Raw genomic sequence first — 11575 nt, 5'->3', positions numbered from 1 at the left:
AGAAGACATGGCACATTGCAAGCTCATTTACAAAGCTTTAGCAGTATTGATGCGGCGACAAGCGATTAATCGCTTGGTTTAAGTCTTCTAATCTTAACGGATAATAATAGCATTCTTTACCCATAACAGCCACTGATTCAACGCCTAACAGCCAGGTGACCGACATTGAGAATAGGTCTGCTTAGCAATAAACTATTGTGCTCAAAACTATTATGCTTAAAGATATGTCGGTAGGTTTTTCTTAATCGATAAGCCTTTCATAAGCTGTCTATGTAAAGCGGGCAAGTTGATAGGGTTTTGGGTCGATAGCGTGCGCTTCATCAAAATAGTATGCTGCGATTATTTGTGCGCTAACGACCGCTTGCGTCAAGCCTAAATGCTGATGACCAAAGTTTAAAAACACCCGCTCAATATTATCGATAACTGGTAAGGAATCTGATGTCGATGGTCGAAAGCCCATCCATGGCACACTATCAGCCGAATTTAATGGCGTTTTTAACATGGGCTGTGCGTGTTGTAAGAGTATGTGCGCCCGCTGCATATTAGCAGGGGCATCAAGTCCCGCATATTCCACTGTACCCGCCAAGCGCAAGCCTTCTTGCATCGGTGTCATCACAAAGCGCCGATCTAGACTGGTTACGGGCATCTGTAAGCGTGCGCTTTCATGAGGTAACATTAAGTGATAACCGCGCTCAGTATCTAGCGGAACCGTGACGCCTGTTAACTGTTTGGCCAAGGTTTTAGAATGCGCGCCTGCTGCTAACATCACTTTGGAAGCTACGATATCACCTTGATTGGTCGTTAAATGAATACCATCGATATTGGTCTTCGTTTCAAGGACGCGGCAATGCTCGATAATGTGACCGCCTAATTTTCTAAAGGTGCTACTAAGCTGGTCGATGACCGCTGTTAAGTTGGTGATATGGCCTGTATTGGGGAAAAATAACGCCGCTAATTGGTTATCTTGTAAAGCGGGTTCATATTCTAAAAGGCGCTCTTTTGTCAATAACTCATTAGCTACGCCGACATCATTAAGGCGTTTACCATGGGTCTTTAGAGAGTCTAAGCTACTGACTTTTTCGACTGTTAATAACGCGCCTTTCACTTGTATCCAATCATCTAACTGCCACTGATGGGCAAAGTCTAACCATGCTGGTAGGCAATTATTATTTAAGCTTAATAGCGCTTGATGAATACGGGCAAATGGCTCAGGGCGCATATTCATCAGCAGCTGAATGGCCCAAGGCGTCAAGCGTGGCAGATAGCGCCAATCTATGCGCAGTGGACCTGTTGGATTCAATAACATGGCTGGAATATGACGCAGCATACTGGCATCGGCAATCGGAAACACATGCTCTGGGGCGATATGTCCTGCGTTACCAAATGACGCGCCTTGTCCAACTTCATTGGCCTCTAGTAGGGCGACCTTTGCCCCTCGTGCTTGCAAGGTCACAGCCGTTACCAGTCCAATAATACCGCCGCCAATAATATGTAAGTCGAAATTTGGGGTGCTCATAAAGGTTCTCGATGAATCTCTCGACTGAGATGACTGTTATTGAAACAGCGCCGAACGGCGGCTATGGCTAGCATAGTGCCGTCAGCTAACAGTTCAAGTAATTTATAAAGATGGTACTCATTTTATAAAGATGATACTTATTCAGTTTCGCCAAACGCATTTAGCCTTTTTGCCAAATAGCATTTAGTATTGCAAAGCTAAATCAATACCCCACCACTGCAGCATCGACGATACGTGGGTCGGATGAGCCGTAAACACCGTTTGGCGTAATCATAATCGACTGGGTTGAGCCCATGGCTGCTTGTGGATTGACCTTATGTCCCATTGACTCGAGCTTTTTAATCGTATCGATATTTAGCGCTTTTTCGATACGAATCTCATCGGGTAGCCATTGGTCATGAATGCGCGGCGCGTGTGTGGCTTCAGCGATATTCATATCGTGGTCAATGACGTTTGAGATGACTTGCGTGACGGTAGTGATAATGCGGCTACCACCCGGGCTGCCGGTAACGATATAAGGTTTGCTGTCTTTAAATACCAGCGTTGGGCTCATCGAAGACAACGGACGTTTATTGGCCTCGACCGCATTGGCATCGCCGCCGATTAAACCATAACCATTGGGCACGCCGGGTTTGGCAGAAAAATCATCCATCTCATTATTTAACAAAATCCCTGTCCCTTCAGCGACAAGCCCTGTGCCATAAGAAAAATTCAGCGTATAAGTATTGGCTACAGCATTGCCGTCTTTATCAACGATAGAAAAATGCGTGGTTTGATCGCTCTCGTATGGTAAGGGATTATTCGCTTTAATCGTTGCTGCGGGTGTGGCTTTATTAGGATTAATTAAGCTACGTAGTTTGTCGGCATAAGCTTGTGAGGTTAAACCGCTGGCAGGCACGTCAATAAAGTCAGTATCTCCTAAATATTCTGCGCGATCGGCGTAAGCTAATTGCATCGCCTCGCTCATTAAATGAATGGTTTGTGCGCTGTTTTGACCGTAGTCTTTTAATGGATAGCCTTCTAAGATATTTAAAATCTGCACGATATGGATACCACCAGAGGACGGCGGCGGCATGGATACAATCTCATAGCCACGATAATCGCCTTTAACGGGCACGCGAGCAATCGCCCTGTAATTGGCTAAGTCTTGCAAGCTCATGTTGCCGCCTGCTTCATTGACGGCTTTGACCAATTTACGCGCGGTTTCGCCTTTATAAAAACCATCAGACCCTTTTGCGGCAATCAGTTTAAGTGACTTTGCCAGCTCAGGTTGACGTAGTAGCTCACCCGGCTGATAGGCGCTGCCATCTGGTTTAAAAAATATTTTTTTGGTACTTGGCCATTTTTGTAGACGCTCACTCAACGCTTCTAATGATTCGGATAAGCCAGCGGTGACTTCAATACCGTTTTCTGCTAATGCAATCGCTGAAGCCATGACTTGTCCGCGACTCATGGTGCCGTGATCTTCCAATGCTTTAAGTAAGCCTGCTACGGTGCCCGGCACGCCAACGGCTAAACCATGATAGCGGGATAAATCACTGACCGCATTGCCGTCTTTATCGAGATACATATCACGCGAGGCGCTACTCGGCGCTTTTTCGCGATAGTCGAGTGCAACCGTTTTGCCTTGCTTAGCGTCATAAATCATCATAAATCCACCACCGCCGATGTTGCCCGCACGCGGCAACGTAACCGCTAACGCAAAGCCAACGGCGACAGCGGCATCAACAGCATTACCGCCATCTTTTAAAATCTTTAAGCCGATATCAGAGGCAAGCGCTTCTTGGGTGGCGACCATGCCGTTTTTTGCCCAAACAGGGTGATGAATGGCGTCAGCTGAGTAGATAGCTTGGTCGGTTTTGGCTGTCTTGCCACTAACGACGGCTGTGCCTGTGGCGGTAGTGGGCGCTAGAGTAGAGGATTTCGATTTTGTAATGCGCTGAGTCTCGGACAATACAGTCGGATTATCAGACATAATCGCTAAATTAATCGCACTGGTATTAATCGAGGTTGGATTAATAGTGGTTTTTGCGGTCGTAGGTTTGGTTTCTGCGGCATAAGCAGAGACAGAAATTAATAGAGTGCTGCTTATCAATAAGATAGCAGTTTTGATTTTTGTTTTATAACGAGAAGTATCACCGTGAACGTTTTGATGGATTTTTGAGAGTGATTGGCGCATCGTAAATTCCTTTTTACGTAGATAAGAAGATAAGGTCTTATTGTGCTTGCTATTCATGAAATACACAAATTGCTTCAACTAAAAATAATGCAAATATTCATCATTGTATGACAACGAAAATTTGTTATGAGCTTTACTTTAGCAAAATCTCTAGAGGTTATTATGAGTAAACCAATCGTCAAATTTTAGATTGTACCAAAGGCTTAGACATTATTAATGAAAACTATAAAGCGCATATTTGCTTGTGGTAAAGACCCTTTTATACAGAAAGAGCATATTTGATGGCGATTTTTTAATTTTTACAATAACAACAATGCATTAGCTTTTAGAGAATTGAGAGCGCTTCAATATTTATCTAAGCAGCTTATCATTTTTGCTGAAAATAATTCCTTTGCGTTACTAATCTGTAATATATTGTGTTATAAATAGCAGCCTTAATACTGCCTTCACAATTGTTTATCAGCTTGGATAAAGGGATTTTTATGTCACCGCTTAGCTCTTCTAAACGCACCTTGCCGCCTCATTTTCAAAGCTTGGTAGCTCAATCATTCACAAATTATAAAAGGTCTTCTACTAAGTTTGCTGTCTGTGTGCTTTATACGCTTACTGCTGCAAGTGCCACCGTGACGTTAATGGGTTGTCAAACGACGACAGGCTTATCATCACAGTCCAATTTATCCATGACAGGCATAGATTTTAGTATTGCTGATACTCAGCAAAACCAAACTCAGGGCAAAATGTTTAATAACAAATTGGATAAGAATGCTGAACGTTATCAGCGTTTATTTGACCAAACTAAAAGCCCAAACCCAGAAGTGCAAGCTAAGGCACGTCTACTGAGCGCTATTCGTCAGCATTTAGCGACGGAGCACGTGTCAGTATCACAGGCTAATTATCATTCAACTCCCTATATTAAAGCCGATAGTATTGACGCTGGCTCAAGCAGTTTTTTTAGAACATTGCTCGAGCTGTATCTTTATAACAGTGCTACTGATGAAGATATTAATGAGTATGAAAATCTAGCAGAAGCAGATGAGGCGGCGGTCGAAGAAGACATTGACGGCTATAATGATATTGAGGATAACGATCAGGTTTATAGTGGCGATTCTGCCTTTGAAGCGGTGGCTGCCGCCGTCGCTGCGCGCACTGCCGAAGAAGAGCGTCATTACGATGAGTATGGCTATGATCAAAATGGCTATGATGAGGAAGGTTATGATCAAAACGGCTACGACGAATATGGCTATGATAGTGAAGGTTATGATGAATATGGTCACGATAAGTATGGTTACGATACAGAGGGCTATGACGAGAATGGCTACAATGAATACGGCAATCAGAGAGATGATAGTCCATACGAAAGCGACGCTGGTGGTTTGTTATCTAATTTAAGTCGCGTCAAATCAAAAGATTGGTTACGTAACTATGAAGACATGCAAGCCAGTAAAACGGCAAAGGGTATTCAAGATGAAAACGCTGTTCGTGCTTATCCGAGTTTGATGACCAATCTTATCAATATGTTTATCCGTACCCCTGAACAAGTTCAGGCAATGAATGCCTACCATTATCAATACCTGACTCTCAATAGCGTGAGTCATTATAAGCCCAAACAAAAGCAGCTACAGAGTGTCTACAGCTACGACTATGTTGCGCCGACCATCCATTCATCGATTCAACTACCGCTTGCTCTTGATTTTAACAAAGCGGCAGCGACGATCGATCCATCGGCATTGATGCCTATCTTGGCGCTAGCCAATCCTGAGCATACGCCGTTACCCGAGCAAATGACTACCCATACGGTGAATTTTGGTTTACCTGAAGCGGTTACTTCTATTGCTCAAATACCGCCAAGCGTTATTTATGATGCGGTCATTAACGCCGTACAAAACAGTATGGCGGAATTAGAGCCAGAATATTTCAGTGCTGTAGATATACGGGATGATGAGTTTGCTAAAGAGGTAGGCGCTGATAGGGCGGTTAAAGTCTATTTTGGCAGTCGTCAAAGCGGCGAGATGATAGGCAAAATATTTAAAAACATCTCACGCTCGCTGCAAAAGCATATTGACCAAAACCCACAAAACTATCCTGATGATCATGTGTTGAAAGCTGCGATTGCTAAGATGGAATTATATAACAAAGGCTATCAAAGTGCAGATGTTGGCGGATTGCTACAGCTGATAGAAGCGGTGAGTCCTATTTCTTTTAATCATATTAATTACTATTATTTAGATGGCTCAGACCATTTATTGGCAAAACAGCAACGAACCAATATCGGCAGTGACTTTTTTGGTTCACAAAACACGGTCTTGAATCAGACGCGCTATGATAATGCCAGCTTTAATAAACACCCATTAGCGACATTGTTGGCACAGTCTTTTGGCGCAGAGGCACCGGTCGCTATCGATGGCAATGCTTGGCTTGCAGCACAGCGTCAGCAAAAAGAGAGGTTAGAGAAAGCACGTTATGCGCGTTATGATTATGTGGAAGCAACTGAGGCAGGAGTAACTGAGGAAAGTGTGGATTATGCTGATGATGATGCCACAGACACAGCAGAAGACACCTTGTTTTAAGCCCCTCGTTTGATGATAGGCGCTGATACGCTGATATATTTTCAGTATCCATCATCGTCGCCCAACGCTTAGCAACATATAACGGTTAGCAAAATATAACGCCTTTCAAGGATAGAGAAAATGAAAAAATTAAATGTGGCCTTATCCATTAATACAGCAAAGCAGATAAATCCCTTGTGCTCTAAATCAATGATGACGATAAGCTCTTTATTTTCTAGTGCATTGGTTTCTAGTACATTAGTTGCCAGTACATTATTGATAACGGCTTGCCAGTCTACCAATGTATCTAACAATCTTGGTCAATCAAAAAATTTACAGGCAGATAATGCGCCAAGCGTTGCAAAAAACGCATTGGCCAGCGCATTACAACAGCAGCGCCGCCAGTCTTTTGCTTATCATAGTAATATTGAGATTAGTAATGAGCATCAATTTACAGCTATCGATAGCACAAAACTGGTGGCATCAGACGATGTTGATAGCTATTGCGAAGATAATCACGATCAAGCTTATGCAGCCTTATTAACAAAGGCAGAAGCACAGAAAAAAGAGGTTGCGTCGATCGATTACGCGCCCCAGCGTGAGGCACTTAAGCAATCGTACCTAGCCTGCTCAGCAGCCTATGAAGCATGGGCTGAGGTCCACTATGATAGTACGGCTTATAGCGTTGAGGAAGCAGCGGAGGACGTGGTAGACGCGGCGGCCGAGGTCGCGGTGTCAGCATCATCTGCTATAGATTCTGCTAGCGCCGCTACCATCTCACCTTATTACCAAAAGCTATTTAATGAATATGACAGCAAAAAATCTACACTAGATATCAAAAAATCGCAATTACTGGATGCTTATCTGCTAAAGCCATTATCTATGAATGCGCAGGGTGTTTATCAGCCGCTGGCAGGCAAGTTTACCATGCTGGGTAGTGCGCAGTATTCGGCGCGTAACCATCATAGTAGTATCAATCAACCTATTTATATCGATTTTAAAACTGGTAGCCTCTATCTGTGGGCGGACAATTTTGCTTTGCTGACATCAAAGCTGGCCGATGATAAGTTGGGCACCAAATGGCAAAATAAATGGCTAAAAATAGCCCTTGATGATGGTACGTTACCGAAAGATTTTGGTCGTGCCGTAATAAAAAGCCACATTCAAGCAGAAGACAGCATCTATGCCAAAGCTGATGTGAGCCAGTTTGATTTTATTGCCCCAAATATTTTGACGTCGCTATCACCCAAATTACCTGAAAAGCAGCTAGCACCCATGCTCAATAGTGCCAAAATCATTCGCCGTGTCCAAAGTAGTGCGAGCGATGAACAGGCATATGATGAACAGGCATATAAAGACTATATGGGCACCTTCTATAAACTCGTCACTCAGCAATATCCTGAGCTGATAACCCAAAATGTTTCTGATACGCAAGATGACCTTTATCCTACGGACAGTAAAATCACCAGTAAATCGATGGTCAAACAAGTTTTAGTAAAAATGAAAGATTTTGCTGATGATAAAATGCTGAGAACACAAGAAGCAGGTTTACTCGAAACACACTCACCGACTTTATCTGCAGCTGCAAATCTGCCTGTGCAAAAATTATACGGTTTTAGTAAAGGCGGTCAATTGCAATGGCAGCACAGTCGCCATTACCTATCAACCGATGCCAGTGATGAAACAAGTGGTGAGTCAAATGGTGAGTTGAGTATGGAAACCACAAAAAAGAGCAGTCTCATTGTCGATGCCCTTACGCAATATATGCCTATCCGTGCTCAAGATAAGGCGTTTCCCAACTTACCGAGTAACAGTCAGATACCAACCGCCAATAACAGCATTGATTTAAAAGAATATAGCGCTGAGCTTGGCGAGTATTATCGTCAAGGTAATGGTACCGCAATGGGCAAAATGCTCTTTAACATGCTACCAATGTATCAACAGCGTTTTGGTTCGGTAGAATAAGTGTCGGGCGCTAAATTTTAGGTTTATAGTCCATTTAAATGAGTGAAGTACTTATAGAAACAATAAAAAAAGAAACAATAAAAAAGCGCACCGGCTAACCGATGCGCTTTTTTATAATCTACTTTTTTAAATACTCATATTCTCATTAAAGAGTAGTGGTCAATTACATGCCTTGTTGATGCTGCTTACCATGCATCTGACGGTTTTTTGAACCATGATGACCTTTTGCTTTTCTTTCTGATTTTAATTGCGCCATTTTTTGACGTTGTTCAGACGTTAGTACTTGCGAGATAGCATGCTCGGTTTGCACGCGCTCAATAAAGCGCTGCTTGGTCTTTGCTGCTTGTTGATCGGCTAGGCGGTTGACAGCTGCCGTGTCTAAGGTTTTGGCATTGGTCAACGCTTGCATTTGTTGTTGCATTTGTGCGCGTTCTGCTTGATATTTGCTACGGTCGTTTTTGTTGCCACTATATTTTTCTTGCATAATAGCTTTGATTTGCGCCTGCTGCGTCGCTGTCAAATCCAACTGCGACATAGGGCCTCTCATGCCACCTTTATGCATGCCGTCTTTCATGCCAGCTCTATGCTGCTTTTGCATGCTAGTCGTTGTTGGTGTTGCTGACGTCGTATCGGTGGTTGCGTTGACACTGGTACAGCCCGTAACCGTTAAGACGCTAGATATCGCGAGTACTGAGCCTATCAATAATTTTTTCATTATCATTACCTTAAATTATGGTGCAAACGTTAATTATTACGAAAAGAGTTTTTTTATCTGATAAGTAATGAGTATCAAGTGTCCCGGATAGCCACTATGAATCATTATTTGCCATCAGTGTTTGTTGCTGATAGCGACTATCATACGACAGCTAGAAGTTGCGAACATTTATGAAATATTAAGAAAGGTAACGTTTGTGGCGCATTGATGGGCGCTTGCCTGATAATATCAGCCATACTATGGCATGCTTAGAATCATTTGACTGAGCGGCGAGAAGGTAGATAAGAGTGGAGGATAACGATGCCAAACATTTTATTGGGTGACGATGATGAAGAGTTGACCCAACTGCTGCAAGAGTATTTGCATAATCATGGTATTCGCTGTGACTGTGTTCATGATGGCGAGGCGGTCATCGAACGCTTAAAATCAGCCATGCATGATAGTGCGCCTTATGATTTATTGGTGCTCGATATTATGATGCCAAAGATAGATGGGCTCAGTGTCCTGCGTCAGCTGCCAGCGATTAGCGATATTCCCGTCATTATGTTGACGGCAAAAGGTGAGGAGATTGATCGTATTATTGGGCTGGAGCTTGGCGCGGATGACTATATTACTAAGCCTTGTAACCCACGTGAGCTGCTGGCACGTATTAATGCGGTGATTAAACGTAGCCGTATTACCGCATCGGGTGCAGCCACCTCAGAACATACCCCTTTGCCAGAGAGTCGTTTACATTTGGACCAAAATCAGCGTATCTGTCAAATAGATGGCATTGAGCTACAAGTCACTGGTACAGAGTTTGATTTATTATTGGCGCTCCTTAAACAAAAAGGCGAAGTGGTGAGCAAAGCATGGTTATCACAAAATGTCTTACAGCGTGAACTGCAGCCGTTTGATCGCAGCCTTGATGTGCATGTATCACGCCTGCGTAAAAAACTTCAACCTTTTCACGATGAGTCTATCAAGGCAATTCGTGGTAAAGGTTATCAGCTGGTGCTGTAATGACGGACTCATCGATGCCTACCTCTACTTTTAAGCCGCGAATTACGCTATTTTGGCGACTATTTCTCAGCCTGTTATTGACAGTGCTTATCACCTCTATCATCTCTGTCATGGTAGAACGCTGGCTCAATGGTAAAGAGCTCAGCGCTCGGATGGATGTGCAAATTGACAGTCTTTTACTCAAGCGGCAAGAAGTGGTTGCGGCGCTACAAGCGGGTGATTTATTGGCCGTCAGGCAGCTGTACCGGCAAGACCGACGGCTGATGAGTCAAATCAGAATCTATGATGAGCAGGGCGCTATTATTTTTCCGCGTTATCGTTATAGAGAAGAGCGTCAAACAAACGGGCAGGAAGTAGAGCGTGACTTGCCATCGCATGCTATGGCTGACAATCGTAGAGCGCATAATGATAAAAATGACAGCACCTATGAAAAGCCTTCTTTCATTAATGAAATCCTGCATCCAGCGATGCCCAATAGAGAAGTGATTTTTGACCCTAATAATCGCCCAGAACTGGCAGATTTAACCGTAGATTTGCCGGACGGGCAAACGGCCATTATACAATTGCGCCCGCATTTGCGTTTTGCTGATGTCTTGGCGCTGCAACGCGGTAATTTTACCGTGCGTTTACTGCTGATTATCCTCTTTAGTACTTTGGTCTGCTTTTGGCTCAGTCGTACGCTGACTCGGCGCATCGGTCAGGTGCAACATACCGTGCACCGTATGATTGATGGTGATTATCAAGTCAATCCCCATTTATCAGAATTAGGCTCTGATGAGCTAGGACTATTGGCAAAAGATGTGGCCCAATTATCAACCCGATTGGCGGAGAGTGAGCTTGCGCGCAAGCAGATGTTAAGTGATATCTCGCATGAGCTGCGTTCGCCACTGGCGCGCCTTGATGTGGCTACTGAGCTGACGCGTGACTTTGCGCCCGCTGCCAGCCGTTACCTTGACCGTATAGATAAGGAATCGGCACGCATGAATGAGCTGATTGAGCAAATCATTCATATTCAATCCCTGCAAATGCAGCAATATACCATCGATAATTTGGAAAATGATGCCGTAGATATAGTTGAAATCATCACTGAAATTGGCAAAGACGTTTGTTTTGAGTTTCAGCATAAAAACGTGCGCTGGCAATGGACGCCGCCCGATGTTTTATTATCGTCATCATCTGATGCGTTTTTGACCGTGCTTGGCAATCAAGAACAGTTGCATAGCGCCCTTGAAAACATCATTCGTAATGCTTTTATGCACACTCCTGCAGGTTCAACTGTCACGGCTGAAGTCGCAAAAACACCGTTAGATAATAAAAGAGATGCTATTCAAATTAGCATCACAGATGAGGGTGGCGGGGTAGCGGAAAAAGATGTAGAACGTATTTTTCAGCCTTTTGTACGCCTTGATAGTGCGCGCCACAGGGAAACGGGCGGCTACGGATTGGGCTTGGCCATCGTTCATGCGGTCGTCATCGCCCATAAAGGTCAAATCACGGCTTATAATCGTCAAGACGGCAAAATGGGGTTAGTAATAAAAATAACGCTGCCTGCGAAATAAAAAAACTAAATAATAACGTATTTACTTAACATATATTCACTTTTACGAATATAAAGGATAAGCGGTATTAAATCCCCGATGAGCGGCATTGTT

At 43.7% G+C, this 11575-nt stretch carries 8 protein-coding genes; 4 read left to right on the top strand and 4 right to left on the bottom strand.

Annotated elements, in window-relative coordinates; translation table 11 throughout:
• Window positions 1-37: 37 nt before the first annotated feature.
• From ACP7AA_RS05200 to ggt, 3 genes are all read right to left on the bottom strand, one after another.
• Window positions 38-166 (bottom strand): hypothetical protein, encoded by a 129-nt coding sequence (locus ACP7AA_RS05200; protein WP_426222829.1) that lies wholly within the window; start codon window positions 164-166, stop codon window positions 38-40.
• 102 nt (window positions 167-268) lie between these two features.
• Window positions 269-1516 carry an NAD(P)/FAD-dependent oxidoreductase gene (locus tag ACP7AA_RS05195; protein WP_426222828.1) on the bottom strand — a complete coding sequence of 416 codons (1248 nt, stop codon included), beginning with the start codon at window positions 1514-1516 and terminating at the stop codon, window positions 269-271.
• Between the two features lie 202 nt (window positions 1517-1718).
• Window positions 1719-3695 carry a gamma-glutamyltransferase gene (ggt, locus tag ACP7AA_RS05190; protein WP_426222827.1) on the bottom strand — a complete coding sequence of 659 codons (1977 nt, stop codon included), beginning with the start codon at window positions 3693-3695 and terminating at the stop codon, window positions 1719-1721.
• 482 nt (window positions 3696-4177) lie between these two features.
• Here ggt and ACP7AA_RS05185 point away from each other — a divergent pair, with 482 nt between their 5' ends.
• On the top strand, window positions 4178-6262 hold the full coding sequence (locus ACP7AA_RS05185) for a hypothetical protein (protein WP_426222826.1): 2085 nt from the start codon (window positions 4178-4180) through the stop codon (window positions 6260-6262).
• 120 nt (window positions 6263-6382) lie between these two features.
• Entirely contained in the window at window positions 6383-8206 is a 1824-nt protein-coding gene (locus tag ACP7AA_RS05180; protein WP_426222825.1) for a hypothetical protein, read from the top strand.
• Between the two features lie 163 nt (window positions 8207-8369).
• Here ACP7AA_RS05180 and ACP7AA_RS05175 read toward each other — a convergent pair whose 3' ends face one another.
• Window positions 8370-8921 (bottom strand): Spy/CpxP family protein refolding chaperone, encoded by a 552-nt coding sequence (locus tag ACP7AA_RS05175; RefSeq protein WP_426222824.1) that lies wholly within the window; start codon window positions 8919-8921, stop codon window positions 8370-8372.
• A gap of 300 nt (window positions 8922-9221) precedes the next feature.
• Between ACP7AA_RS05175 and ACP7AA_RS05170 the strand changes: the two genes are divergently transcribed.
• The gene (locus ACP7AA_RS05170) at window positions 9222-9923 is read left to right on the top strand and encodes a response regulator (RefSeq protein ID WP_426222823.1); all 702 of its coding nucleotides are present in this window, start codon (window positions 9222-9224) and stop codon (window positions 9921-9923) included.
• 14 nt (window positions 9924-9937) lie between these two features.
• Entirely contained in the window at window positions 9938-11482 is a 1545-nt protein-coding gene (locus tag ACP7AA_RS05165; protein WP_426222822.1) for a sensor histidine kinase, read from the top strand.
• The last annotated feature ends 93 nt before the right edge of the window (window positions 11483-11575 follow it).

It is taken from the genome of Psychrobacter sp. DWR1-2-3, assembly GCF_049896465.1.
GTDB classification, from domain to species: domain Bacteria; phylum Pseudomonadota; class Gammaproteobacteria; order Pseudomonadales; family Moraxellaceae; genus Psychrobacter; species Psychrobacter maritimus.
Note: the sequence above shows the minus strand (reverse complement) of the source record. Positions and strands in the feature narration are given on the sequence as shown.